The 23,869-nt window shown below is 64.8% G+C and carries 23 protein-coding genes; 12 read left to right on the plus strand and 11 right to left on the minus strand.

Annotated elements, in window-relative coordinates; translation table 11 throughout:
• The first annotated feature begins 21 nt into the window (after positions 1–21).
• The 8 genes from FHY55_RS15620 (at position 22) to FHY55_RS15655 (ending at position 9,251) form a co-directional block, all read left to right on the plus strand.
• Positions 22–906, plus strand: a complete 885-nt coding sequence (locus tag FHY55_RS15620; RefSeq protein WP_140015071.1) for an ABC transporter permease — start codon at positions 22–24, stop codon at positions 904–906.
• An 88-nt stretch (positions 907–994) separates the two neighbouring features.
• Positions 995–1,801: an ABC transporter permease gene (locus tag FHY55_RS15625; protein WP_140015072.1), complete on the plus strand. Its 807-nt coding sequence runs from the start codon at positions 995–997 to the stop codon at positions 1,799–1,801.
• Positions 1,798–3,102, plus strand: a complete 1,305-nt coding sequence (locus tag FHY55_RS15630; protein WP_140015073.1) for a glutamine synthetase family protein — start codon at positions 1,798–1,800, stop codon at positions 3,100–3,102. The genes FHY55_RS15625 and FHY55_RS15630 overlap by 4 nt, the downstream gene beginning before the upstream one ends.
• A gap of 139 nt (positions 3,103–3,241) precedes the next feature.
• On the plus strand, positions 3,242–3,937 hold the full coding sequence (locus tag FHY55_RS15635) for a type 1 glutamine amidotransferase (protein WP_140015074.1): 696 nt from the start codon (positions 3,242–3,244) through the stop codon (positions 3,935–3,937).
• Positions 3,934–5,289 carry a glutamine synthetase family protein gene (locus FHY55_RS15640; protein WP_140015075.1) on the plus strand — a complete coding sequence of 452 codons (1,356 nt, stop codon included), beginning with the start codon at positions 3,934–3,936 and terminating at the stop codon, positions 5,287–5,289. Before FHY55_RS15635 ends, FHY55_RS15640 begins: the two co-directional genes overlap by 4 nt.
• Positions 5,286–6,506: a hypothetical protein gene (locus FHY55_RS15645; RefSeq protein ID WP_140015076.1), complete on the plus strand. Its 1,221-nt coding sequence runs from the start codon at positions 5,286–5,288 to the stop codon at positions 6,504–6,506. The genes FHY55_RS15640 and FHY55_RS15645 overlap by 4 nt, the downstream gene beginning before the upstream one ends.
• Complete coding sequence (locus tag FHY55_RS15650) at positions 6,503–7,810, plus strand: FAD-binding oxidoreductase (RefSeq protein WP_140015077.1); 1,308 nt, start codon at positions 6,503–6,505, stop codon at positions 7,808–7,810. The genes FHY55_RS15645 and FHY55_RS15650 overlap by 4 nt, the downstream gene beginning before the upstream one ends.
• A 256-nt stretch (positions 7,811–8,066) precedes the next feature.
• Positions 8,067–9,251, plus strand: a complete 1,185-nt coding sequence (locus FHY55_RS15655) for a DegT/DnrJ/EryC1/StrS aminotransferase family protein (RefSeq protein ID WP_140015078.1) — start codon at positions 8,067–8,069, stop codon at positions 9,249–9,251.
• A 99-nt stretch (positions 9,252–9,350) separates the two neighbouring features.
• On the opposite strand, the gene FHY55_RS15660 is transcribed toward FHY55_RS15655, so the two are convergent.
• The gene (locus FHY55_RS15660; protein WP_140015079.1) at positions 9,351–9,872 is read right to left on the minus strand and encodes a hypothetical protein; all 522 of its coding nucleotides are present in this window, start codon (positions 9,870–9,872) and stop codon (positions 9,351–9,353) included.
• A gap of 136 nt (positions 9,873–10,008) precedes the next feature.
• Positions 10,009–10,974, minus strand: coding sequence for a LysR family transcriptional regulator (locus tag FHY55_RS15665; RefSeq protein ID WP_140015080.1), 966 nt, complete (start codon positions 10,972–10,974; stop codon positions 10,009–10,011).
• Between the two features lie 97 nt (positions 10,975–11,071).
• Here FHY55_RS15665 and FHY55_RS15670 point away from each other — a divergent pair, with 97 nt between their 5' ends.
• Positions 11,072–12,436 carry an aminotransferase gene (locus tag FHY55_RS15670; protein WP_140015081.1) on the plus strand — a complete coding sequence of 455 codons (1,365 nt, stop codon included), beginning with the start codon at positions 11,072–11,074 and terminating at the stop codon, positions 12,434–12,436.
• 87 nt (positions 12,437–12,523) lie between these two features.
• Here FHY55_RS15670 and FHY55_RS15675 read toward each other — a convergent pair whose 3' ends face one another.
• The 4 genes from FHY55_RS15675 to FHY55_RS15690 all read right to left on the minus strand — a co-directional run bounded on the left by FHY55_RS15675 (position 12,524) and on the right by FHY55_RS15690 (position 16,868).
• Entirely contained in the window at positions 12,524–13,711 is a 1,188-nt protein-coding gene (locus tag FHY55_RS15675; RefSeq protein WP_140015082.1) for a hypothetical protein, read from the minus strand.
• A gap of 11 nt (positions 13,712–13,722) precedes the next feature.
• A complete protein-coding gene (gene phaR / locus FHY55_RS15680; protein ID WP_140015083.1) occupies positions 13,723–14,304 on the minus strand; it encodes a polyhydroxyalkanoate synthesis repressor PhaR in 582 nt (193 codons plus the stop codon).
• Positions 14,305–14,475: 171 nt separating this feature from the next.
• Entirely contained in the window at positions 14,476–14,925 is a 450-nt protein-coding gene (locus tag FHY55_RS15685; protein WP_140015084.1) for a phasin, PhaP, read from the minus strand.
• 155 nt (positions 14,926–15,080) lie between these two features.
• Entirely contained in the window at positions 15,081–16,868 is a 1,788-nt protein-coding gene (locus FHY55_RS15690; protein WP_140016147.1) for an alpha/beta hydrolase, read from the minus strand.
• A 114-nt stretch (positions 16,869–16,982) separates the two neighbouring features.
• On the opposite strand from FHY55_RS15690, the gene phaZ reads away from it, so the two are divergent.
• The gene (phaZ, locus tag FHY55_RS15695) at positions 16,983–18,260 is read left to right on the plus strand and encodes a polyhydroxyalkanoate depolymerase (protein WP_140015085.1); all 1,278 of its coding nucleotides are present in this window, start codon (positions 16,983–16,985) and stop codon (positions 18,258–18,260) included.
• A 113-nt stretch (positions 18,261–18,373) separates the two neighbouring features.
• Here phaZ and FHY55_RS15700 read toward each other — a convergent pair whose 3' ends face one another.
• From FHY55_RS15700 to FHY55_RS15715, 4 genes are all read right to left on the minus strand, one after another.
• Positions 18,374–19,084: an alpha/beta fold hydrolase gene (locus FHY55_RS15700; RefSeq protein WP_140015086.1), complete on the minus strand. Its 711-nt coding sequence runs from the start codon at positions 19,082–19,084 to the stop codon at positions 18,374–18,376.
• Positions 19,085–19,243: 159 nt separating this feature from the next.
• Positions 19,244–19,672, minus strand: coding sequence for a VOC family protein (locus FHY55_RS15705; RefSeq protein ID WP_140015087.1), 429 nt, complete (start codon positions 19,670–19,672; stop codon positions 19,244–19,246).
• A 52-nt stretch (positions 19,673–19,724) separates the two neighbouring features.
• On the minus strand, positions 19,725–20,288 hold the full coding sequence (locus FHY55_RS15710) for a hypothetical protein (protein ID WP_140015088.1): 564 nt from the start codon (positions 20,286–20,288) through the stop codon (positions 19,725–19,727).
• 169 nt (positions 20,289–20,457) lie between these two features.
• Positions 20,458–21,201 (minus strand): carboxylesterase, encoded by a 744-nt coding sequence (locus FHY55_RS15715; RefSeq protein ID WP_140016148.1) that lies wholly within the window; start codon positions 21,199–21,201, stop codon positions 20,458–20,460.
• A gap of 110 nt (positions 21,202–21,311) precedes the next feature.
• Here FHY55_RS15715 and FHY55_RS15720 point away from each other — a divergent pair, with 110 nt between their 5' ends.
• Positions 21,312–22,415, plus strand: coding sequence for a pyridoxal phosphate-dependent aminotransferase (locus tag FHY55_RS15720; protein WP_140015089.1), 1,104 nt, complete (start codon positions 21,312–21,314; stop codon positions 22,413–22,415).
• A gap of 72 nt (positions 22,416–22,487) precedes the next feature.
• Positions 22,488–22,658 carry a hypothetical protein gene (locus tag FHY55_RS20575; RefSeq protein WP_168223027.1) on the plus strand — a complete coding sequence of 57 codons (171 nt, stop codon included), beginning with the start codon at positions 22,488–22,490 and terminating at the stop codon, positions 22,656–22,658.
• Here FHY55_RS20575 and FHY55_RS15725 read toward each other — a convergent pair.
• A complete protein-coding gene (locus tag FHY55_RS15725) occupies positions 22,655–23,845 on the minus strand; it encodes an alanine--glyoxylate aminotransferase family protein (RefSeq protein ID WP_140015090.1) in 1,191 nt (396 codons plus the stop codon). The two genes, FHY55_RS20575 and FHY55_RS15725, sit on opposite strands and share 4 nt — an antisense overlap.
• Between the last annotated feature and the right edge of the window lie 24 nt (positions 23,846–23,869).

The following is a 23,869-nucleotide window of genomic DNA, read 5'->3' on the forward strand; positions in this document are numbered from 1 at the left end:
CCGCCTTTCAGGGCTTTCTTGATGTTTGAATTTTGCACCGATCCCGAAAGCCTCGCCGGACTTACCTGGCTGAGCTGCTACCTCACCACGGGGGTGCATTTCTCGTTCTATTGGGCCTTCGGCAAGGTGCTGCTGCTGCTCGCGCTGGCCGCGCCCTCTGCCCTGCTGATGGGCTTTCTGGGGGCCATGGCGGCCCGGTCGCTGATCGCGCCACTGCGCTGGATCGGCAAGGGCTATATCTCGGTGGTCCGGGGCGTGCCCGATGTGGCTTTCTTCCTGTTTTTCGTCATCGCGCTCGATCAGGGCTTCGAGTGGATGCGCCACAAGGTCAAATGCCCCGATTGGGATGAGCCGATCCGGCAGGGGAGCGACTTTCTGGTTTGCCCCGCCGCCAAGCTGCCGCTGGGCACCTCGCCCGAGTGGCAGCATGAAACCTATGGCTTTCTGCTCGCGGTGCTCACCTTTGCCATCGTCTTCGGCGCTTTTGCCGCCAACGTGATTTTCGGGGCGATGAAGGCGGTGCCGCGTGCGCAGATGGAAACGGCTGAGGCCTATGGCATGACCCGTCGCCAAGCCTTTTGGCGGGTGATGGTGCCGCAGATGTGGGTGTTTGCGTTGCCGGGCCTCTCCAACACGTGGATGGTGCTGATCAAGGCCACGCCGCTGCTGTTTTTGCTCGGGATCGAAGATATCGTTTACTGGGCACGCGAGCTTGGCGGGACCAAGACGGCGCGGTTTTCGGATTACCCGCATGGCGACTGGCGGATGTGGTACTTCCTCGCGCTGCTGGTGTTTTACCTGTGTTTTACCCGGGTGTCGGAAATCGTGCTGCGGCGGCTGAATGCGCGGCTGTCGCGCGGGCAAGCCACGGCCGCCGGGGAAGCGCAGAGGAAGGCAAACGCATGACGGGGCGCTCAAACTTCAAATGGGTGCCGCACGCAGTCGCTGCGCGACCGCTTTCGCGCACGCGGTGCCTCTTGCGGAGGCCCCGGGTATGAGTTGCGCAGAAACCATCGCCGACTACGCCTTCCGCTCGCTGGGCTACGGGGAACGGCTGTTGCCGCGCTCTGACTTCACGCTTTGCCAGCATTTCGTGCTGATCGGCTCGGGGCTGTTCTGGAACGTCTACTTCGGGATCATGGCGCTGTGTTCGGGGTTTTTCCTTGCCATCGTGGTGGCGCTTGGCAAGGCCTCGGCCAACCCGTGGCTGCGCAAGCCTGCCGAGTGGTTCATCCTGCTGTTCCGGGGCACGCCCTTCTTCATCCAGTGCTTCTTTGCCTATTTCGCCTTCCTGTCGCTGAAGAGCCAATATGCCTTCTTCGATGCCTTCACCTCGGCCTGGCTGGGGGCGGTGATCGTGCTGTTCCTGAACACCTCGGCCTATTCGGGTGAGATCTTCTATGGTGCGCTGCGCTCGATCCCGAAGGGCGATATCGAGGCGGCGGATGCCTATGGGCTGAGCGGCTGGCACAGGTTTCGGCGCATCACCTTCCCCACGATGCTGCGGCTGGGGTGGCCGGCCTACACCAATGAGGCGATCTTTCTGTTTCACACCACGACGCTGGTGTTTTTCAGCGGCTTCCCAGCGCGCCAGCAGGCGGGGGACGCGCTCTATTATGCCAGCTATTTTGCTGACAAAACCTTCAACCCCTTCATCCCCTACCCGATCCTCGCCTTCTATTTCATCCTGCTGACGCTCTGCATTATTGGGGTCTATACGGTGATCGGGCGGCGTCTTAACCGGCATTTGCCGCAGGAGCGGAGGGCGAAGTTCAAGCTGAGGCCGCAGTTGATCCGATGAGCGAGACGATACGGTTTGGCGCCGTGGACCTGAACGGTCAGGCGCGGGGCAAGCGGGTGCCTGCGAGCTATGCCGAAAAGCTGGAGAGCGGGGTGGCGCGGCTGCCGCTGAGCGTGCTCAACGTCGACCTCTGGGGCGAAGACATTGAAGACAGCCCGTTGGTGTTCAAGAGCGGCGACCGGGACGGTGTGCTGCGCCCCTCCCCGCGCGGCCCGCTCGCCCTGCCGTGGATCGACAGGCCCTCGGCGCTCTGGCTGATGCGGATGCATATGCAGAGCGGCGAGCCTTTCGAGGGCTGCCCGCAGCGGGCGCTGAGCCGGGTGCTGGAGCGGTATGAGGCCAAGGGCTGGCGGGTTGAGGCGGCCTTTGAGATGGAGTTTCACCTGATCGACGATGTGGATGGCACGCTCTCCGCGCCGATCAGCCCGCGCACCGGGCGGCGGATCAAGCGGGCGGATGTAAACTCGCTGCTCGGGCTGGATGCCTTCGACGACTTTTTCACCGATCTTTACGATGGCTGCGAGGTCATGGGCATTCCGGCCGAGGCGGCGATTTCGGAGGCCGGTGTGGGGCAGTTCGAACTGTCGCTCACCCATGAAGAGGCAGGCCGGGCCGCCGAGAGTGCATGGGCGTTCAAGCAACTCGCCCGGGGGCTGGCGCGGCGGCATGACATGGCGGCGAGCTTCATGGCCAAACCGTTTGAGGATGACACCGGCAACGGGCTGCACGTGCATTTTTCGGTGCTGGATGAAGAGGGGCGCAACGTGTTCGACGATGGCTCCGAGCAGGGCAATGACCTGCTGCGGAGTGCGGTGGCCGGGTGCCTTACCGCCCTGCCCTCTTCGATGCTGATCTTCGCGCCTCATGCCAACAGCTACGAGCGCCTCGTGCCCGGGGCCCATGCGCCGGTGCAGGCCAGCTGGGCCTATGAGAACCGCACGGCAGCCATTCGCATCCCTGCCGGGCCGGGCAAAGCGCGGCGGATCGAGCACCGGGTTGCGGGGGGCGATGCCAACCCGTTCTTGCATCTGGCCGCCGTGTTGGGGGCCGCGATGAACGGCATGGAGGCGGGCGCGGTGCCGCCCGAGCCGATCAAGGGCAATGCCTATGAGCAGGAGTTGCCGGAGCTGCCGACCGACTGGGCAAGCGCGATTGATGCCTTTGACGAAAGCCCGGAGGTGGCGGAGATCTTCCACCCCCGGCTGATTGACTGTTTCACCCGGACCAAGCGGCAGGAGTTGCGCCGTTGCGAGGGGATGCTGCGGGACGATCTGGTATTGCTTTGCTTGGAGACGGTATAGGCTGGCCAGCTCGTTGGCGCCTTCGGCGCGCGCCTCGCACCTGCGAAGACGCCTCGAAGGGCGGATGAGCGGGCACCGACACCGCTTGCGGCCTCCCGCGCCGAGGAATACCGTCAGCCCAAGCCACAAGGAGGCCCCCATGCTCATCGGTATCCTGCAATGCGGCCACTGCCCGCCCGAGCTTCAGCCCCATGTGGGCAACTACCCGGCCATGTTCGAAAAGCTGCTGGCGGGGCATGACTTTGAGTTCGCCAATTGGGCGGTTTGCGACATGGAGTTTCCCAATTCGATCGACGCCGCTGATGGCTGGCTGATCACCGGCTCGCGCTACGGGGTCTATGAGGATCACCCGTGGATCGAGCCGCTGGAGCAGATCATCCGGGCGATCTACCTTGCGCCCAAGCCGATGGTGGGCATCTGCTTTGGCCACCAGATCATCGCGCAGGCGCTTGGGGGCAAGGTCGCCAAGAGCGACAAGGGCTGGGGCGTGGGCCGGATGGAATACACCTGGGGCAACGAGGTTGTGGCGCTGAACGCCTGGCATCAGGACCAGGTGATCGAGCCGCCGAAGGAGGCCAGCACGATTTCGGCCAATAAGTTTTGCGACCATGCGGCGCTGATGTATGGCGACCGGGTGCTGAGCGTGCAGGCGCACCCCGAGTTTGGCCGCGAGATGATGCAGGGGCTCATCAACGTGCGCGGTGCCGCCGTGCCCGAGGCGCGGCTGGCCTATGCGCAGAAGGCGCTGGACGCGCCGGTGGATAACGCCCGGCTGGGCAATGACATTGCGGATTTCTTCAAGGCGAAGCGCGGCTGGCAGGAGAGCTCGGAATGAGCGATTTCAGAGATCAGATCCCCGAGGCCGCGCAGGCCTATCTGGAAGGCCGCAGGCTGGATGAGGTGGAGTGCATCGTGGGCGACCTCGCAGGCGTGGCACGGGGCAAGGCGGCCCCGGCCAGCAAGTTTGCCCGCCAGAGCCACTTCTACCTGCCGAACTCGATCTTCCAGCAGACCATCACCGGCGAATGGGCCGATCTGACGGACCAGCCCTTCACCGAGCCCGACATGGTGCTGACCCCCGATTACGCCACCGCCACCGCTGCGCCGTGGACGGCGGACATTACCCTGCAGGTGATCCACGACATCAACGACCAGCAGGGCAACCCGGTGCCGGTGGCGCCGCGCAACGTGCTGAAAAAGGTGGTGGCGCTCTACGAGGAGATGGGGCTGACGCCGGTGGTTGCGCCGGAGATGGAGTTTTATCTCGTGGCCCCCAACGTGGACCCCGGCCATGAGATCGAGCCGCCGATGGGCCGCACCGGTCGGCGGGCGGCGGCGCGGCAGGCCTACAGCATGGCCGCGATCGACGAATACGGCACGGTGATCGACGACATCTATGATTTTGCCGAGGCCATGGGCTTTGAGATCGACGGCATCCTGCAGGAGGGCGGCGCGGGCCAGATCGAGATGAACATGCGCCACGGCGACCCGGTGCTGCTGGCCGATGAGATCTTCTATTTCAAGCGGATGATACGCGAGGCCGCCTTCCGGCATGACTGCTACGCCACCTTCATGGCCAAGCCGATCCAGAACGAGCCGGGCAGCGCGATGCATATTCACCATTCGGTGGTGAATGCGAAAACGGGGGAGAATATCTTTTCCAACGCGGATGGCTCGGAGAGCAAAGCGTTCGGCCACTTCATCAGCGGGTTGCAGCGCTACATGCCCAGCGCGATTGCGGTGATCGCGCCCTACGTCAACAGCTATCGGCGCTACGTGCCGGACTACTCGGCGCCGATCAACCTCGAATGGGGCCGCGACAACCGCACCACGGGCCTGCGCGTGCCGGTCAGCGGCCCCGAGGCGCGGCGGATCGAGAACCGGCTGCCGGGGATGGATTGCAACCCCTACCTCGGCATCGCCGCCTCGCTGGCCTGCGGCCTGCTGGGCCTGCGCGAAAAGATGGAGCCGCGCGCCGAAGCCACCTCGGAAGCCTATACGGCTGAGGCGGAGGTGCCCACCACGCTGGGCGAGGCGCTGGAGCTGTTTGATGCCGACACGGCGCTGAAAGAGGTGCTGGGCGAGGCCTTTGCCGAGGTGTACCTTGCGGTCAAACGGTTGGAATACAAGGGTTTCATGCAGGTGATCTCGCCATGGGAGCGTGAGCACCTGCTGCTGAACGTATGAGCAAGCGCGCCGCAGTTCTCATTGCCCTGCCGGTGATCGCCGTGCTCGGCTTCGTGTCTCTGACCTTGCTGGGCACGCCGCGCTTTCTGACCGGAGCGCGCGCCACCAGCGATGCCACGGAGGACGCCGTGAAGGGCGCGGCGGAGGAGGCCGAAGACCCTTCAGGCCTGGTGACCCACCACTTTCTCCAGCATGAGGATTTCGACCCCGCCGCGCCCGGCACGGCCGTTGTGCTGCACCGCTTCGCCACCGGCGGCGATGACATTGCCATCACCGATCCCGCCGTGCTGGCCGCCGCCGCCCCCCGCGCCCGGTTCTCCGACAACCGCGATGGTGAGTTGGGCATGGTCCTTCTGTCGATCTTCGCCATGAGCCCGCCCACCAATGGCACCAGCGCCAAGGTGGCCACGCTCTATTCTGGCGGGCGGCCCCTTGCGGCCTACTCCTGCTACATCTTCTTTTGCGCCAAGGACGGAGCGCCATCCCCCGCGGCGGGGCTGGAGTTGGCTGGCCTGCCGGACGCAGGGCGGAGCGTCACATGGCAGACAGAGAGGATCACCGCCACCCCGGCGGGGATACGCTCCCGCGAGGCCGAAATTGCCGCCGATCCAGACCTTTTGCTGACCGGCGCAGTTGCCCTGCCCGAGGCCGCCGCCGGGTTTGACGGCTTCGTCAGGCTGCGCCTGCCGTCCACCGTCATCCTGCCGCGCGAAGGCGGCACAGATGCCGAGCGGGCAGCTGCCGCTGAGGCGGCCCGGGCCGATGTTGAGGCGGCGTTGAAGGAGACCGGCCTGCAGTATCGGTTTGGCTACACCTACGGCGGCGAGAGCCAGTCATCCATGCCATTGGTGCGCAAACCCGGCATGGGCGCGACTCCGGTTGATGATCACGGACACCCGCTGAGCCTGGGGATGATCGGGCTGGTGCAGCCGCGCTTTCAAATCTGGCTCGATGCCGAAGATGCGCCGAAGGTTACTGCGCTCCTGCCGCGCCTTTCGCAAATCGGCGGGCCATCGGACCTGACGGATGAAGACATTACCACGCTGCTGCGAGAGCAATTTTCGGCGGAAGAGGCTGCGACGATCGAACCTGCCGCATATGCGCTGTCAGACCTGCGGGACGGGTTGCTCAGCGCGGCGACGGTCACGCCCTACCAGCTCCCCTCGGAGGTGATTGGCTATATCGAGCTGGGCCCGGCCCAAAGTGCCTTGCCATGAGGTTGCTCTACGCCAATGGAAAGCGCGGTGAACATGCCGCAAGCTGGTATGCCGCCAGTGCCGAGGCCCCCGGGCCATACCCGATGCTCAAGGGCGAGGTGCGGGCCGATGTGGCCGTGGTGGGCGGTGGCTTTACCGGGCTGTCGGCGGCGCTGCATCTGGCGCGGGCCGGGGCCAAGGTGGTGCTGGTGGAGGCGCAACGGGTTGGTTGGGGTGCCTCGGGGCGCAACGGCGGGCAGGTTGCGCCGGGGCTCAACATGCATCAGGACGCGCTGGAGGCTAAGCTGGGGCGCGCGGCGGCAGAGGGCTATTGGCGGATCGGGCTGGAGGCGGTTTCGCTGGTGCGATCTCTGGTGGAAGAGCTGGCGCCCGAGGCCGATTGGCAACCCGGCGTGTTGCACTCGTTCTGGCAAGAGAGTGAAGCGCAGGAGGCGGCGGGCTATGCCGCGTTTCTGCGCCGCGAGTATGGCCATGAAACGCAGGAGGTGCTCGACGCCACAACCGTGCGCGGCTTTGTTGCCAGCGAGGCCTACAAGGGCGGCGTGGTGGATTGGACTGCCGGGCATATCCACCCGCTGGCCTATGCCTTCGGCCTTGCGCGGGGCGCAGAGGCGGCGGGGGCCGACTTGCACGAGATGAGCGAGGTGCACCGGATTGCGCCGGAGGGCGGCAAGGTGCTGGTGGCGACCGACCGGGGCCGGGTGCTGGCGGATCAGGTGATCCTCGGCTGCAACGGCTACATGGAGGGGTTGGCACCGAAAGCTCAGGCGCGGGTCATGCCGATCAACAATTACGTGGTAGCGACCGAGCCGCTGGGCGACCGGGCGGCGGAGGTGATGCCGAAGAACGTGGCGGTGGCGGACAGCAAGTTTGTGATCAACTATTTCCGGCTCTCGGGCGATGGGCGGCTGATCTTTGGCGGCGGCGAGAGCTATGGCTACAGGTTCCCGGCCGATATTGCCGCCAAGGTGAGGAAGCCTCTGGAGCAGGTGTTTCCGCAATTGCGTGGCGTGAAGATCACCCACGGGTGGGGCGGCACGCTGGGGATCACGGTGAAGCGGGTGCCGCTGTTCATCCGGGTTGCGCCGGGGGTGATGGCCGCCGGGGGCTACTCCGGGCACGGGGTAGCGCTGGCCACCAAGGCGGGCCAGATCATGGCCCGCGCGGTGGGCGGCGATGCGGGCGATTTCGACCTGATGGCAAGGCTCCCTGCCCCGCCCTTCCCCGGCGGGCCGCTGCTGCGCACCCCGATCACCACGGCGGCGATGATGTGGTATGCGATGCGCGACCGGCTCGGGGTTTGAGCCGGTGATGTGCAGATTGCTCAGGCTGTAAGGTTGGGGTGATTTGCAACGGTAGGGCGCAATGCCTGCCCGATGCGCACCGCGAGAGGCACCGGGAAGCGCCGTCCCACCCCGCGGGACAGCGCTGCCCGGCGTCTGGCAGAACATCTTCCCACCCACGAGTCTGTTATCGAAAATTCACTTGGGCGGTCGCCGCTTTTCAGCTACACAATTCCTGAAAGAGCATTTCAGGAAAGCTGAAACAGGAGAGCAGAGCATGACCGTGGCCCCCAACGTCTATGACGCCGAGCCGATCCCCGAGGCCGCCCGCGCCGAGATTGACCGGCTGCTGCAAAGCGGCGACCTGTTTCGCTACACCGCGCCCGAAAACGCGCCCGTTGCCCTGTTGGAGCGTGAGTTTGCCGAGCTGATGGGCGCAAAATACGCGCTGGCCGTTTCCTCCTGCTCTGCCGCGCTTTTCCTGTCGCTGAAGGCCCTCGGCCTGCCACGTGGCGCCAAGGTGCTGATCCCGGCCTTTACCTTCGCCGCCGTGCCCTCCGCCGTGGTCCACGCCGATTGCGAGGCGGTGCTTTGCGAAGTGGGCATGAACTACCGCGTCGACATGGATGATTTCGCGGCCAAGCTGCCGGGCGTCGATGCCGTGCTCATCAGCCACATGCGCGGCCACACCTCCGACATGGATGCGATCATGGCGCTGGCCGATGCCGCCGGTATTCCGGTGGTGGAAGACGCCGCCCACTCGCTGGGCACCGTTTGGAAGGGCCGCAAGATCGGCACCATCGGCAAGATCGGCTGTTTCTCGTTCCAGAGCTACAAGCTGGTGAACGCGGGTGAAGGTGGCATTCTGATCACCGATGACGCCGAGCTGGTGGCGCGCGCGGTGATCATGAGCGGCGCCTATGAGCACGCCTGGAAGAAGAACATGGGGCTGGAGGCGCATTACCGCACATGGCAAAACCGCCTGCCGCTCTACAACATGCGGATGCAGAACCTCTCCGCCGCCGTCATCCGCCCGCAGCTGCCCGAAGTGGCCCGCCGGGTGCGCGATGGCCGCGCCGGGCATGACCGGGTGGCCGAGGCGCTGAACATGAGCACATGGCTGGAGGTGCCCGCGCCGCTGGAGGGCGAGCTGCGTGCGCCGGATTCGATCCAGTTCAACCTCATGGGCATGAGCGATGCCGAGGTGGACGAGTTCACCGCCACCGCCGCAGCGCAGGGCGTTAAGGTGCAGGTGTTCGGGATGAGCGAAGACAACGCGCGCGCCTTCTGGAACTGGCAATTCCTTGGCGATCTGCCGGAGCTGCCGCAAACCCGGGCGATGCTGATGCGGGCCTGCGATGTGCGCCTGCCAGCCCGTCTGACCGATGCCGAGCTGGATTACATCTCTGCCGCGCTGGTGGGCGCAGCACAGCAGGCCAAGGGCACGATTGCTGCGGAGTGAAACCGGCCCTGACCGTTTGAAAAGCGCCATCCTCGCGGGTGGCGCTTTTGCTTTGGGGATGGCGCAACGCGGGGCTGGCCAAGGCGGTTAGGCCCGATCTCAGGCCACCACGAACTTGCGCGGTCGGTGCGCGCTTTCGTTGAAGCCAAGAAAGCCGGGGTTGTAGTGATCCGGGCCAAAGCGGCACTCATGCACCGCGCGTTCTGCGTCATGGGTGCCTGCGGGTGCCCCGCCACAATGCGCCAGCTCATGGCAGAGCGTGGCGGCCAGAACCCAGTGATTGCTAGTGAGCAGCGCCGCCTCATGAAAGGCGATGTCGACATTGTTGGAATGGGTATCGGCTGTGTAGGGGCTGGGATTATCTGGCGAATGGTTGATGAAGATGCCGCCGTGGAGCCAGAGCTGGGTAAGCGTCTGCCCCAGCGCGAGCCCCTTGAAGTACAGGTTGCACTGGTCGGTTGCGGGCAACCGGGCCAGTTCGTCCATGATCCGCATCGCGTTGCGGATCTTTGGCAGGGCGTGGTGGTTTTGCGGGAAGGATTTGTAGTGGATGACCCGTCCGCCGGTGTAAGTTTCGGACTTGCTGCCATGGGCGTGGCCGTGAACGTTGAGCGTTGCCATAAAGGCCTCCTGAGGAATTCGTGGTGCCCGAACCGGGCGAATGCGTTCGATCAATGGAGGCAGGCTAGCAGGATCGGCGGGGCCAGAGGAGTCCCGCGCGGGTGACAAATGCGGTCATCGGGGCCGGTGGCGCGGGTTACAGCAGCTTCAGATCGCCCGCGAGCCATGAGTGCCGCTCGACCGAGGGGCGCACCACCAACTCGTCAATCAGCGGGCGCAGCTTGGTGGCCATGCGCGCAGGCATGGTAGAGAGCACACCTGCGCGGGCGTTCAGAGAGATGGTGCGGGCAAGCGGCGCGAAGGGCAGCGGCAGGATATCGGCGCTGTGCTGAAACCGGTGGGCGCGGCTGAGCGCCAGCGGGGTCAGAATTGTCCAGCCCGCGCCATCGGCCACCAGCGCCAGAATGGCGTGGTAGCTATCCAGCTCGAAACGATGGGTGAGGCGCAGGTTTTGCCGGGCCAGATGGTCGGCGATGGTGCGGCCCATCAGGTGGCGCTGGGTGTATTGGATAAGCGGGAGCTTTTGCAGCTGCGCGGCTACGTCTCCGCCCGCATCAACTGCACCGGGCGGGGCGGCCACGACGAAGGGCTCGCTCATCAGCGGGTGCACCTCCATCCACTCCTCTGCCACGCCGATATCAGCCGCTACGATCACATCGAGCGCGCGGGTATCGAGCAGGGTGAAGAGATGGTGGGAGGCGCCGGTTTCGAGCAGAAACTGGCAGGCGGCCAGCTCGCCGGCCATGGAGCTGAGCAGGCGGGGGGTCACATCGGCGTCGAAATCCTCGATCATGCCGAGGCGCAGCGAGGTCAGCGCGGCCATGTCGCCGCCGGCAATCTCGGCCCGCGCCGCCGCCGCCTCGTTGAGGATATTCTGCGCCCGCCGCTTGAGCGCCTCCCCGGCGGGCGTAAGGGCCACGGGGCGGGCGCTGCGATCCATCAGCGGTGTGCCGAGGGCGGCCTCCAGCGAGGTGAGCTGCTGCGAGACGGCGGAGGCCGAGGCCCCAAGCCGCCGCGCCGCCGCCGAAACGGCCCCCTCCTCGGCGGTGGCGAGGAAGACCTCGACCTGCCAGAGGGTGATGCGGCCAGTCTTGTCGGGCATGGCGGGCTCCTTGGATGAGCCGCACGCTATGGCCATTGCGGAGGGGGCGCAACTGCGTCAGGGTCGCGGCGACACCACCACATCTTCCGGAGGCTCCATGACACATGCCGCGCAAAGCTGGGAGGCCCGCGCCGAGGCCGCCACCCTTTATGGCTTCACCGATCTGCCCACTATCCATGACCGCGGAACGGTGGTGCTGACCCATGGGGAAGGCCCCTATGTGGTGGACGTGCACGGGCGGCGCTATCTCGATGCGAACTCGGGCCTCTGGAACATGGTTGCCGGCTTCGACCATCCGGGCCTGACGCAGGCGGCGCAGGAGGCCTATGCGCGCTTCCCCGGCTACCACGCCTTCTTTGGGCGGATGAGCGACCAGACGGTGATGCTCTCGGAGAAGCTGGTGGAGGTTTCGCCGTTTGACCGCGGGCGGGTGTTTTACACCAACTCGGGGAGCGAGGCGAATGACACGATGGTCAAGATGCTCTGGTTCCTCGCCGGGGCCGAGGACAAGCCGCAGCGCCGCAAGATCCTGACCCGCAAAGGCGCCTATCACGGGGTGACGGCGGTGAGCGCGTCGATGACGGGCAAGCCTTACAACGAGGTCTTCGGGCTGCCGCTGGAGGGATTCTTGCACCTCACCTGCCCGCATTACTGGCGTGAAGGGCTGCCGGGAGAGAGCGAGGCGGAGTTTGTCGCGCGGCTGGCGGCTGAGCTTGAGGATGTGATCGCCCGCGAGGGGGCCGATACGATTGCAGGTTTCTTCGCAGAGCCGGTGCTGGGGGCTGGCGGGGTGATCCCGGCGCCTGAGGGATATTTTCAGGCGATTCAGGCGGTGCTGAAGCGGCACGGGATACCGCTGATCTCGGATGAGGTGATTTGCGGGTTCGGACGCACGGGCGAGGTTTGGGGCTGTGACAGCTACGGGTTCACGCCAGATGCGATCATCAGTTCGAAGGCGCTGACGGCAGGGTTCTTCCCGATGGGCGCGGTGATCCTCGGGCCAGAGCTGGCCGACCGGGTGCAGGCGGCATGCGAGGCGATCGAGGAATTCCCGCACGGGTTCACCGCAAGCGGGCATCCGGTGGGCTGCGCGATTGCACTGAAGGCAATCGACGTGATCCTGAACGAAGGGCTGATCGAGCGGGTGCGCGAGCTGACGCCGTTGTTTGAGGCCGGGATGGCCCGGATCGGGGAGAATGCCAACATCGGTGAGGTGCGCGGGCGCGGGCTGATGGGGGCGCTGGAAGCGGTGGCCGACAAGGAGACGAAGCGGCCGTTCGATGGGTCGCTCTCGGTCAGCGAGCGGATTGCGAATGCCTGCACGGATGAGGGGCTGATCTGCCGCCCGCTGGGGCAAAGCATTGTGCTCTGCCCGCCGTTCATCATGACCGAGGGGCAGATGGCGGAGATGTTCGAGAAGCTGGAAGGGGCCTTGGGCAAGGTGTTTGCCGAGGTCGCCTGAGGCGGGCACCCCCCGGAGATATCTAGAGCACGCCAAGGAACAGGGCGGCGCGTCTGATCGGGGCGGCGCATTAACCTTGATTCTGGGTCAACCGGCTTCTGCGGATTGGCCAAGGATCGCGATGGCGGTGCCGGTGGCGGCAAGGCCATAGAAAAGCGCGGCGCGAGGGCCGGTGCTGGCACGGGCGGCGAGCAGGCTTTGCAGCGCGTAGTAGAGCGCGAATGCCCTGCTGGCGAAGGCGATGATTTCAAAGACGTGGAAGCCCCAAGTCAGCACGAGGCCGACGGCGGTAAGAATCGCGTAGGCCAAGGGCTCGGAGAGGCGGCCGCGCGTGAGCTCGGAGGCGAGGCCGCCGGAGCCGCCGGTATCGGCCACGGCGGCCGAGAACTGCGCGGCCAGCGCGGCGGCCACCAGCAGGGGCGGCAGGATCGGGGCGACAACCCGCATCATGTCGATGATCGCGGTTTCGGAGGTTTCGATCTGGCCGGACGGGAGGACATAGGCGGCGAGCAGGATGTAGGCCATGTAGATCGCGGCGGCGATGAACTGGGCTTGGCGCATGGAGGCGATACGCCGCGGCGCGCTGTAACTGAGGCCGAGGTAGCGCGAGGTTTCAAACCCCTGCACGGTCACGATGAGGCCCATTCCGAGGGTCAGCGCCTCCCAAGGGGCCACCAGCACCGGTTTGACGGTGAGCCCCCCTGCCCCGGCCTTCTGCGCGAAATAGACGGCGAGGCCGACGAGCAGCCCGGCGATGATGGCGAGCTTGAGGGTGACGGCGTATTTCTCCATCCCCTCCAGCGCCGAGAAGCCCCAGGCCCAGCCGGTGGCGAGAATCAGCGCGTAGGCGGCGGAGGTCGTCAGGCGGGCGGCGAGGGGGCTGTCGAACGGGGTGAGATTGACGGCGAAGCTGCCGAAGAGGTTGAGGTAGTAAGCAACCGAAATGACATAGGCGAAGGCGAGCGCCCATGAGGCCAGCGTTTCGATATGGATGTCGGCCGCGGGGCGCGCGCCCTCTTCGATCCGGGCGATGTTGCGACGGATGGCGGCACCGAAACCCCAGGCAAGGGTGCAAAGGGCGGCCATGACGGCGGGGGCCCATGCGCCATACTTGTGATCGAGCAGCGGGCCGAGGACGAGGAACCCAGAGCCGATGATCGAGGCCAGCGGGGTGACGATCGCGCGCCAGCTCTCGGCGCGGGCGATGCGGGGGGACAGCAAAACGCCGCCGGCAAGAAGCACGGCGGCGAGGATTGCGAGGTCGGGTGCGGACAAGGCTCTGGCGCTTACTTGCCCAACTTGGAGAGCTGCTCCTGCAATGCGGCAAGCTGGCTCTTGATCTCGTCAAGATCCTGCCCGTCCTTGGCGGGAGACGCCGCTGAGGCCGGGGGGGCGCTGCCTTCGGGGGCGGGGCCGGACATGCCGAAGGGGGTTTGCCCGCCGGTCATGGCCTTGAGAAACGCCTCTTGCTGCGCGCGCATGGCGTCAAACCCGGGCATGGAGGCCATCGGGTTTATCTTGGTCATGTTCTCCATGATCGTGCTCTGCCCGTTTTGCAGCATCTCGAAAGAGGCCGCGAGGAACTGGGGCACCACCGATTGGGCCTGGCTGGCGTAGCTGCGCACGAGGTCGGTGAGCACGCCGGTGGGCAGCACGTTGTCGCCCTTGCTTTCATGCTCGGCGATGATCTGGAGCAGATACTGCCGGGTAAGGTCATCGCCCGATTTCAGGTCGACGATCTGCACCTCCCGGCCATCACGGATGAAGTTGGAGATATCTTCAAGCGTCACGTAGTCGGACGTCTCGGTGTTGTAGAGCCGTCGGCTTGCGTAGCGCTTGATAAGCAGTGGAGCCTTATCGTCCGACATGCAAAATCTCCCCATATTGCAGTGCAGCGAAGGTGAGCGTAGTGCAGCATTTCTGAAAAAGAAAGCGTTTAGAACGAGCACCCGAAAACAAGAATGGGCGGACCCGGGAGGTCCGCCCACTTGTGCGCGCCCTTAGGGAGGAGGAAGGGCGCGAAGCTTTTGATGTGCGCCTTACTTGGCGGCAGCGGCTTTCTTGGCAGCCGTGGTCACGTCGGAAGTGGCTTTCTTGACGGCGGCGGTGGCTTCTTCGGAGAAGTCCTTGCCGGCGGCCAGCATCAGCTCGACGGTTTCCATTTGCACCTTCTTCGCAACTTCGGCGAAGGCGGCCATGTTTTCGGCAGTCATTTCGGCTTGGGCCGAAGCGAAGTCGGTCATGGCTTTGGTGTAGTCGGTGGGCTCACCTTTGACTTTGGTCAGGGCGGTGGCTTTCTCGATGGTTTCCTTCGTCCACTTCGAGGAGATCTCGGTGGAGATGGAGGCAGCTTCGAGAGCAACCGAGGAGAGCTTCTCGCCGAGAGCGGCGGAAGATTTGAAAGCGTCCTGCATGGCAGTGGCGTCCACGGGGAAAGCGGACATCATGTCTTGCATCATCTTGGTCATGTCGTTCGTGGTCTTGGCCATTGGTCTATCTCCTTTTGGTGCGGCGGGCACCGATGTTTTTCGGTGCGCTGTGCACCTTTCCGGGCGTTGTCTTCGAGAAGATAGATACATGCTGCAGTGCAGAATTTCAAGGTTTATTCTGCACTGCAGCAAAAATTAGTTTGCCGGAAAATCAGCTACTTACCAGAAACCACATAGGTGCCGGGCGCTTTTGCGAGTGCAGGATGGCTGGAATCGCCGGGTGTGCGGGCGTCCAGCTTCTTGCCGGAGCGCTTGCGCAGCCAGCTCTCCCAGCGGGGCCACCAGGAGCCTTCGTTAAACTCCGCCGCCGCCTGCCATGCGTCCGGATCGACGGTCATGTCGGGGTTGGTGTAATGGCCATACTTCTTTTTGGACGGCGGGTTGACGATGCCGGCGATGTGGCCGCTTTCGGAGAGGATGAAGGTTTTGTCCTTCGACCCCATCTGCTGCACCCCGCGATAGCTCGATTTCCACGCGGCGATGTGATCGGTCTCGCAGGCAATGGCGCAGACCGGCACGTCGATATCCGACAGAGCCAAGCGGGCATCGCACAGCTCGATCTCCCCCTTGGCCAGCTCGTCGTTCTGGCAAAGTTTGCGCAGGTATTCGACCGACATCTTGGCTGGCAGGTTGGTGCTGTCGCCATTCCAATAGAGCAAATCGAAGGCGGGCGGGGCCTCGCCCATCATGTAGCTGCGGATGGCGGGGCGGTAGATGAGGTCGTTCGAGCGCAGGAAGGAGAAGGTGCGAGACATGTAGAAACTGTCGAGATAGCCCCGCTCCGTCACCTCCGCCTCGATGCCATCGACAAAATCATCGGTCAGAAACACCCCCACCTCGCCTTGATCGGAAAAGTCGGTGAGGGTGGTAAAGAAGGTGGCGCTCTTCACCGTGTCATCGCCGCGCTGCTTCATCAGCGACAGGGTAAGCGCCAGCGTGGTGCCCGCGATGCAATAGCCAACCACGTTCACCTGCTTCTCGCCGGTGATCGCCTTCACCTCCTTCATCGCGGCCAGGTAGCCCTCTTCGATGTAGTTGCTCATGCCCACATCGGCATAGCCCGCATCGGGGTTGACCCAGCTCACCACAAAGAGCGTGTAGCCCTGCTCGGTGATCCATTTGATCAGCGAGTTCTGCGGCTTCAGGTCGAGAATGTAGAACTTGTTGATCCACGGCGGGAAGATGATGAGCGGGGTGGCATATTGCTTGTCGGTCGCGGGCGCATATTGGATGAGCTCGAACATGCGGTTGCGAAACACCACCTCGCCCTCGGTGGTGCCGATGTTGCCGCCGACCTTGAAGGCATCCTTGTCGGCGAGGTTGACCACGAAGTCACCGTGGTGGTCTTCAAGGTCGCGCACGAGGTTTTCCAGCCCGTCGACCAAGCTCTGCCCATCCGTTTCCACCGCGCGCTCCAGCGCCTCGGGGTTGGTGGCCAGAAAGTTGGTGGGGCTCATCAGGTCGATGATCTGTTTGGAGAAATACTCAAGCCGCCGCTTGTCGTCCTGCTCCAGCCCGTCCAGCTCCTGCACCGCGTTTCCGATGGCCTCGGAGGAGAACATGTACTGCTGCTTGATGTAGTTGAAGTAGGGGTGAGAGCGCCAAAGCGGGGAGGAAAACCGAGGATCTGGGCCAGATTCGTCTTCCGGTGCCTCCAGTTTGCCCTGTGCCAGCTGCTGCTGGCTGTCGATGTAATGCTTGAGCGTCTTGCCCCAATAGCTGACCTGCTGCTCGAAAATCTTGGAGGGATTCGACATCATCTCCTGCCAGTAGGCGGCAGCGGCCTTGGCATAAAGCTCGGGGCTGGGGCCTTGCAGCGAAGGGGCAACCTGCCGCTGGTGGCTCAGGGCGGCGACAAGCCGTTGCGATAACACCTCTATCTTGGCCAGGTTCTCCTCCAGCTTGGAGGGATCGACCGGTGCGTCGGTTTCGTCAGTTGTCATGATAATCATTCCCCCCTAACTTCTCTTTAAAACGTAGCGCCGCAAGCTTGGGAGGGGCAAGCGGCATGTTGCCCCGCCGGCATATCGGTGCTGACGGGCAAGGAAAGGCGCGAAATGAAGAGCATGATGAGCTATGATGTGATGGAGACCCTTCGCATCACCAACCAATGGCTTGGCGCTTCCGCCAAGGCCCTCTACTCCTATCCGGCCTTCGGGCTATCGACCAACCCCTTCGTGGCGATGACTGCCGCTTGGGGCGAAGTGACCGAGCGCAGTTTTGCGAGGATGATCACCAAGCCCGACTGGAACATCAGCCATGTGGTGGGCGAAGATGGGCGCGACCATCTGGTGGACATCGAAACCGTGGTGGAGCGGCCCTTTGGCGATCTGATCCACTTCAACGTGATGGGCCGCGAAGAGAAACCGCGCAAGGTTTTGCTGGTGGCCCCGATGAGCGGGCACTACGCCACGCTGCTGCGCTCCACGGTCGTCAGCCTGCTGCCCGATTGCGAAGTTTACATCACCGACTGGCACAATGCGCGCGACATTCCGGTGAGCGAAGGCAAGTTCGACGTGGAGGATTACACGCTCTACCTCGTCGATTTCCTGCGCGAGATGGGCCCCGACACCCACGTGATCGCCGTGTGCCAGCCCGCGCCCATCGCGCTGGCGGCAACCGCATATCTCGCCGAGGAAGACCCGGAGGCGCAGCCCAACACGCTGACCCTGATCGGCGGCCCGATCGACCCGGGTGCCGCCCCCACCGAGGTGACGGACTTTGGACGCTCGGTCACGATGGGCCAACTTGAGCGGCATGTGATCCAGCGCGTCGGCTTCAAACATCGCGGTGCGGGGCGGCTGGTTTACCCCGGCCTGCAACAGCTGGCGAGCTTCATCACGATGAACGCCGACACCCATTCCACCGCCTTCTTCGATCAGATCGTGGCCACCGCCAAGGGTGAGGCCAGCGAGAACGACCGGCACAACAAGTTCTACGACGAATACCTCGCCGTGATGGACATGACGGCCGAGTTCTACCTCTCCACCGTGGAGCGGATCTTCAAGGAGCGCGAGATTGCGCGGAATGTCTTTGTGGTCGACGGCAAGCAGGTGGATATCTCGAAGATCACCGATGTTGCCGTTAAAACGGTTGAGGGTGCGAATGATGACATCTCCGCCCCCGGCCAATGCGTTGCCGCGCTGGAGCTGTGCACCGGCCTGCCCGATAGCCTGAAGGCCAGCCACCTTGAGCCGGGCGCAGGCCATTACGGCATCTTTGCAGGCCGCAGCTGGCGCAACAACATTCGCCCGCTGGTGCTTGAGTTCATCGACGCCAACTGCCGCCATGCCAAGAAGGCGACCAAGCCGCGCGTGGTGAAGAAAGCCTCGTAGCGCATGGTGGGTGCAAACCCACCTCACGCTTAAGGGAAACGGAAGGTGGGCAGATTGCCCACCCTACGGGGGGTGCGCAGGCTGTAGCGTGGGCAATCTGCCCACCGCCTCTTTCACCTCAGCACAAGCGGTGCGTCGAGAAAGTCCTTGAGGGCGTGGTTGACGGCTGAGGGCTGCTCCAGCGTCAGGTAGTGCCCGCCCCCGGCGATCACCTTTAGCTCGGCGTTCGGAATGAGCTCTGCCAGAAACTCGTGACGCTTGGGGCCATAGAGCTGGTCTTCATCGCCGCACATCACCAGCACCGGCTGCTTGGCCTTGCGTAACACCCGCTGCGGATCAGGGCGGCGTTGCAGCGCGCGGGATTGGCGCACAAACACATCCGGCCCCAGCGCCTCGGCCATGTCGAGCACAAGGTCTATCACCTCGTCGCGGTGCGGCACCTCGCCGATGCCCGCCCCCTCGATCATCCCCTTGGCCACCTCAACCAGCCGCCCGTTGCGCACGCCGATGATGCCCGGCTCGCGGTCGGCGGCTATATGCGGCGGCTCGGTGAGCGCGGTGGTGGAGATGAGCGCCATGCGGCTGACCCGGTCGGGCGCCCGGTTGAGCACCTCCATCGCCACCATCCCGCCAAGATCCACCCCGCAGAGGGCAAAGCGCTTGGGGGCGCCGTCAAGCACCCGTTGGGCGAGCGCACCCACGCTGTCGGCATGCGCAATGGAGCCGATCTGCACCGCGCGGCTGGCGGAAAAATGCATGATCTGCGGCCAGAAAACCCGGGCATCGCAAAGGAAACCGGGGAGAAAAACAACGGGGTCGGCCATGTGCTGACAGTCCTTGCCTCGCGCCGCACTCTCCGGGCGGCTTCGCGCGCAAGGCTACTCCCCCGCCCCGGCCCCCGCAAGGGCACACGGCCGCCCCGCATGGGCGGAGAGCCGCCGTTCAGCGGCAGTGCAGGCGAGTGAGATGCGCGCGCCGGTGGCTCAGGCGGCTCCGTTCCACTGAAACTCGCCCTTCGGGCCGAGCGGCGAATGGGGGTTCCACGCGATTTCCCAGATGTGGCCTTCGGGATCGGCAAAATAGCCGATATGGCCACCCCAGAAGATATCATGGGCAGGCTTCAGCACCTTGGCCCCCGCCGCCTCGGCCTGCTCCAGAAGGGCGGCCACCTCTTCCTTTTCGCGCACGTTGTAGGAGTAGGTCGCCGCGCCATGGCCGAGGCTTTCGATGTTTACCCCCATGTCGCGGGCCAGCATCTCCAGCGGGTAAAGCCCGAGGGTGGCCCCGATCAGATCGAAGGCGATCACCCCGTCCGGGGCCTCGACCCGGCGCCATCCGAGCGCCTCATAAAACCCGGCCGCCGCCTCCGGGTCGCGCACACCAAGGGTGATAAGGCTGATCCGCTGGTCCATGGTCGCTCCCTTCCGCTGTTCGGCGAAGGCTAGGCGAACACAGTGTGAACATCTAGCCCTTCTTCCGGGTCAGGATGACATACATCGCAATGCAGAGCGTGATGATATCGGTGATCATCGTCGGCGCAGGCGTGTAATTGCCGCCGGCACCAGCGCCATCGAGTTGCTGGATCGAAGCGCTGAACTCCTGCGCGTCACCCGCCGAAAGGCCGAGATCGTCGCCGCCCTCCACCAGCTTCTCCAGCGCCTTGGCAAAGCTCTCCCACGCCAGATCGGGGCCAACGAGCGCGGCCAGCAGATCGGCAATGGCCTGCGCCAGCGCCACCGCCTGCTCACGCAGCCCGGCGATGTTGTTGCGGTGCGAGCGCATGGACTGGCGCTCAGGATAGCTCAGCTTGCGGGCGCTGCCGAAGCGCGCCGTCAGAAAGCCCTCGGCGGAGCGCAGGTCACGCTGGATCATCTCCAACTGGCCCTTCCAGCGCTCAACCTTGACCATGATGTCGGCATGGGTGGTGGAGGTGGTTTTGACCGAAGCCCCGGCCTGCACCTTCATGGTTTCGGTCACCACCTGCTGCGTCAGGGTGCGCAGGATGATCTTTTTTGCTTCATGATTCATGGAATGTCTCACTGGTGATGGGAAATGGATTTGCGAAGGTGGCGGGAGCAGAAAATTTCTCCCGGTCTTCGATAGGTAGTCGGTGCCCGAGCGCCGCGCAACCGGGCGGCTGGCATTTTACAATCTCTTCATCTGGCTCTTCATCCGGCTCTTCACCTTCACCCGGTTTTCAGAGCGCGGCGAGCACCTGCTCCACCGCCTGCTCGATCAGCGCCAGCTGCGCGGGGTTGGAAAATCGGTGATCGGCCCCCTTCACCAGCGTCAGGCGAATGTCCTCGCCCTCGGCATGCTCCAGCAAGCGGAGCGCCACCGACAGATCCACATCGGCATCCGCCGTGCCCTGCAGCATTCGCACCGGAAAGGGCAGAGGCAGTGGCGCGCGCAGCACAAGCTGGTTGCGGCCCTCTTCGATCAGCCGCCGGGTGATGATGTAGGGCTCGCCATAGTCGGACGGAAGGGCGACCTGCCCGGCCTCGGCCAGCTCGGCCTTCTGCGCTTCCGAAAAGCCCGCCCACATGCTGTCTTCGGTAAAATCGGGGGCGGCGGCGATGGTGACGAGGCCGGCGACCTTCTCGCCAAGGCGCTGTGTCATCAACAGCGAGATCCAGCCGCCCATGGAAGAGCCCACCAGCACCTGCGGGCCCTGCGTGAGCGCCGTGATCGCCGCGGCGGCGTCTTCGGCCCAATCGCCAATCGCGCCCTCGGTGAAGCTACCCGAGCTTTCACCATGGCCGGAATAGTCGAACCGCAGAAAGGCCCGGCCCTGCGCCTTGGCCCATGCTTCCAGATGCACCGCCTTGGTGCCGCCCATGTCGCTTTTGAAGCCGCCGAGAAACACCACGCCCGGCGCCGCGCCCTCTGTGCGGTGATAGGCGATGCGCCGCCCTTGGGGTGTTTCGAGGATGTCGGGCATGTCGGGCATTGGGGCGGGCTCTCCTGTTGGTCGGCGGCCAACGTAGGCGGAGGCCCCTGCCCCATCAACCCTCTTGCCCCGGCGCGCATTTTCGGCGCAAATCCCGCCCCATGACATACCCGCGTTATACCGATCTGGCCCAGGGCCTGCCTTCCACCGTGCCCTTCGTCGGCCCCGAAACCCAGGAACGTGCCAGAGGCCGCGAATTCGACGCGCGGCTTGGGGCCAATGAGTCGGGCTTTGGCCCCTCGCCCTCGGCCATTCGCGCCATCGGAGAGGCGGCGCGGGGCGCGTGGATGTATGGCGACCCGGAGTTTCACGACCTGCGCCGTGCACTCGGCAGCCACCTTGGCGTTGCGCCAGAGGCGGTGATTGCCGGAGAGGGAATTGACGGGCTGCTGGGCTATATCGCGCGGCTGCTGGTGGCGCCGGGCGATACTGTCGTCACCTCCGACGGGGCCTACCCCACCTTCAATTACCACGTCGCGGGCTATGGCGGGGTGCTGCACAAGGTGCCCTACCGGGAAGACGCCGAAGATACCGAGGCGCTGGTGGCCAAGGCCGCCGAGGTCGACGCCAAGATCGTGTACCTCGCCAACCCCGATAACCCGATGGGCACATTTCATGGCGCGGACGCGCTGGCCGAGATGCGTGCTGCCCTGCCCGACGGCTGCCTGCTGGTGCTCGACGAGGCCTATGTGGAGTTTGCCCCGGAGGATGACCTGCTGGAGCTGGACCCATCCGACAAGGGCGTGATCCGGCTGCGCACCTTTTCCAAGGCCTACGGGCTGGCCGGGCTGCGCGTGGGCTACGGCATTGGCCACCCCGAGTTGATCAGCGCCTTCAACAAGATCCGCAACCATTTCGGCCTCGGGCGAGTGGCGCAGGCCGGGGCGCTGGCGGCGCTGGCCGACACCGGCCACCTTGCCCGGGTGCAGGGCGAGGTGGAGGCGGCACGGCGGCGGATCGCCAAGATCGCCACGGCCAACGGGCTCACCCCCCTGCCCTCGGCAACCAACTTCGTCGCGCTCGACTGCCACGGCGGCGCGCAGCGTGCCAAGGCGCTGGTGGCCGAGCTGGGGCGGCGCGGCGTGTTTGTGCGGATGCCTTTTGCCACGCCGCAAGACCGCTGCATTCGGATCTCTGCCGCCCCGGAGGCCGAACTTGCCGTGCTGGAACGGGTGCTGCCCGAGGCGCTTGCCGCAATCGGCTGATCTGTTCACGAAAATTAGACTCGCCGCAGCGTAGACCGGAGGTAGGCTTGAGCCAGCACCGGAGGACGCCCCATGCGCCATCGCCCCATCGGACGGGTTGAAGACTACACCCTGCCCTTCCTCATCTCGGCGGGCTTTGCCCTGTTTTCCGGCCTGCTCATCGTGGCCGCCTATTGGGGCTGGCTGGGCGTGGCGCTGGTGAGCACGGGGCTCGACAGGGCGATTGCCCGGCTGAAGCGCTAGGCGCAGGCCCGCGCGGCGGCTTCAAGCGCGCCGCGGCCATGATCAATGCCAAGCGCCGAGAACCCGGCCTCAATCGAGCCGAGCGCCCCGAGCACCATATGGGTGTTGAGATGGCCCATATGACCGATGCGGAAAAAGCCGTTCCCCTCCGGATCGTCGCGGCGATACATGCCAAGGCCGATTCCCAGCGTGACCCCGGTGTTCTCGGCCAGCCAGTGGCGCAGGCGCGTGCCATGGTCGCGCCCGATAGAGAGGGCGGTGACCGCATGGCTGCGCAGGCCCGGATCTTCGACGTTGAAGCGCAGCGGCCCGCCTTGGCCCCAAGCCTCGATGGCGGCCCAGACCGCGCCAGAGAGGCGGCGGTGCCGCTCCCAAACGTTCTCCAGCCCCTCCTCGTGAATCATGTTCAACGCCTCGCGCAGGCCGAACAGGTGGTGTGTGGGAGCGGTGCCGCCAAAATACTGGTAGAAAAACTGCGGATCGGCGCGCGGCGTCCAATCCCAATAGAGCGTTGTCATGTCGGCCTTGGCCCGTGCCTCGGCGGCGCGGTCGTTGAAGAAAACGAAGCCAAGGCCCGGCGGCGTCATCAGCCCCTTCTGCGAGGCGGCAACCATCAGGTCGACGCCCCAGGCATCCATCTCAAAAACATCGCAGGCCAGCGACGCGATGCAATCGACGCAAAGCAGCGCGGGGTGGCCGGCCTTGTCGAGGATGTCGCGCAGCGCCTTGATATCGTTACGAATAGAGGTGGCGGTATCGACATGGGCGACCAGCACCGCCTTGATCTTGTGGTCCTTGTCTGCAGCGATGGCTTCGGCAAAGGCGGCCTCGTCAACGGTGCCTTGGCTGCCAAAATCCAGCCGCTCCGCCTCGGCCCCCAGCTTTTCGGCCACATCGGCCCAGCCGTGGGTGAAGCGCCCGGTGCAGAGCGCCAGCACCTTTTCGCCACGCGAAAGCACGTTGGTCAGCGCCGCCTCCCATGCGCCGTGGCCGTTGCAAATATAGATCGCCGCATTGTGCTGCGTGCGCGCCACGGCCTTCAGATCGGGCACCATGGCATCTACCATATCGGCAAGCGCGCCTTCGTAGATATTCGGCGCGCCGCGGTGCATGGCTTGCAAAACACGGTCCGGCATCACAGATGGGCCGGGGATGGCGAGGTATTCGCGGCCGTTGGCGAGAGTCATGGGCAGTCTCCGGGGGGCTTCTCT

Source organism: Oceanicola sp. D3 (assembly GCF_006351965.1).
GTDB lineage: Bacteria > Pseudomonadota > Alphaproteobacteria > Rhodobacterales > Rhodobacteraceae > Vannielia.

What these genes read in the sequence shown, in the direction of transcription:
- FHY55_RS15645 (WP_140015076.1), top strand. Translation starts at nt 5,286, where the DNA reads ATGAGCAAGCGCGCCGCAGTTCTCATTGCCCTGCCGGTGATCGCCGTG.
- FHY55_RS15725 (WP_140015090.1), bottom strand. Translation starts at nt 23,845, where the DNA reads ATGACTCTCGCCAACGGCCGCGAATACCTCGCCATCCCCGGCCCATCT.
- FHY55_RS15715 (WP_140016148.1), bottom strand. Translation starts at nt 21,201, where the DNA reads ATGCCCGACATCCTCGAAACACCCCAAGGGCGGCGCATCGCCTATCAC.
- FHY55_RS15705 (WP_140015087.1), bottom strand. Translation starts at nt 19,672, where the DNA reads ATGGACCAGCGGATCAGCCTTATCACCCTTGGTGTGCGCGACCCGGAG.
- FHY55_RS15670 (WP_140015081.1), top strand. Translation starts at nt 11,072, where the DNA reads ATGACACATGCCGCGCAAAGCTGGGAGGCCCGCGCCGAGGCCGCCACC.
- FHY55_RS20575 (WP_168223027.1), top strand. Translation starts at nt 22,488, where the DNA reads ATGCGCCATCGCCCCATCGGACGGGTTGAAGACTACACCCTGCCCTTC.
- FHY55_RS15640 (WP_140015075.1), top strand. Translation starts at nt 3,934, where the DNA reads ATGAGCGATTTCAGAGATCAGATCCCCGAGGCCGCGCAGGCCTATCTG.
- FHY55_RS15690 (WP_140016147.1), bottom strand. Translation starts at nt 16,868, where the DNA reads ATGACAACTGACGAAACCGACGCACCGGTCGATCCCTCCAAGCTGGAG.
- FHY55_RS15685 (WP_140015084.1), bottom strand. Translation starts at nt 14,925, where the DNA reads ATGGCCAAGACCACGAACGACATGACCAAGATGATGCAAGACATGATG.
- FHY55_RS15720 (WP_140015089.1), top strand. Translation starts at nt 21,312, where the DNA reads ATGACATACCCGCGTTATACCGATCTGGCCCAGGGCCTGCCTTCCACC.
- phaZ (WP_140015085.1), top strand. Translation starts at nt 16,983, where the DNA reads ATGAAGAGCATGATGAGCTATGATGTGATGGAGACCCTTCGCATCACC.
- FHY55_RS15655 (WP_140015078.1), top strand. Translation starts at nt 8,067, where the DNA reads ATGACCGTGGCCCCCAACGTCTATGACGCCGAGCCGATCCCCGAGGCC.
- FHY55_RS15650 (WP_140015077.1), top strand. Translation starts at nt 6,503, where the DNA reads ATGAGGTTGCTCTACGCCAATGGAAAGCGCGGTGAACATGCCGCAAGC.
- phaR (WP_140015083.1), bottom strand. Translation starts at nt 14,304, where the DNA reads ATGTCGGACGATAAGGCTCCACTGCTTATCAAGCGCTACGCAAGCCGA.
- FHY55_RS15620 (WP_140015071.1), top strand. Translation starts at nt 22, where the DNA reads ATGTTTGAATTTTGCACCGATCCCGAAAGCCTCGCCGGACTTACCTGG.
- FHY55_RS15710 (WP_140015088.1), bottom strand. Translation starts at nt 20,288, where the DNA reads ATGAATCATGAAGCAAAAAAGATCATCCTGCGCACCCTGACGCAGCAG.
- FHY55_RS15630 (WP_140015073.1), top strand. Translation starts at nt 1,798, where the DNA reads ATGAGCGAGACGATACGGTTTGGCGCCGTGGACCTGAACGGTCAGGCG.
- FHY55_RS15625 (WP_140015072.1), top strand. Translation starts at nt 995, where the DNA reads ATGAGTTGCGCAGAAACCATCGCCGACTACGCCTTCCGCTCGCTGGGC.
- FHY55_RS15700 (WP_140015086.1), bottom strand. Translation starts at nt 19,084, where the DNA reads ATGGCCGACCCCGTTGTTTTTCTCCCCGGTTTCCTTTGCGATGCCCGG.
- FHY55_RS15665 (WP_140015080.1), bottom strand. Translation starts at nt 10,974, where the DNA reads ATGCCCGACAAGACTGGCCGCATCACCCTCTGGCAGGTCGAGGTCTTC.
- FHY55_RS15635 (WP_140015074.1), top strand. Translation starts at nt 3,242, where the DNA reads ATGCTCATCGGTATCCTGCAATGCGGCCACTGCCCGCCCGAGCTTCAG.
- FHY55_RS15660 (WP_140015079.1), bottom strand. Translation starts at nt 9,872, where the DNA reads ATGGCAACGCTCAACGTTCACGGCCACGCCCATGGCAGCAAGTCCGAA.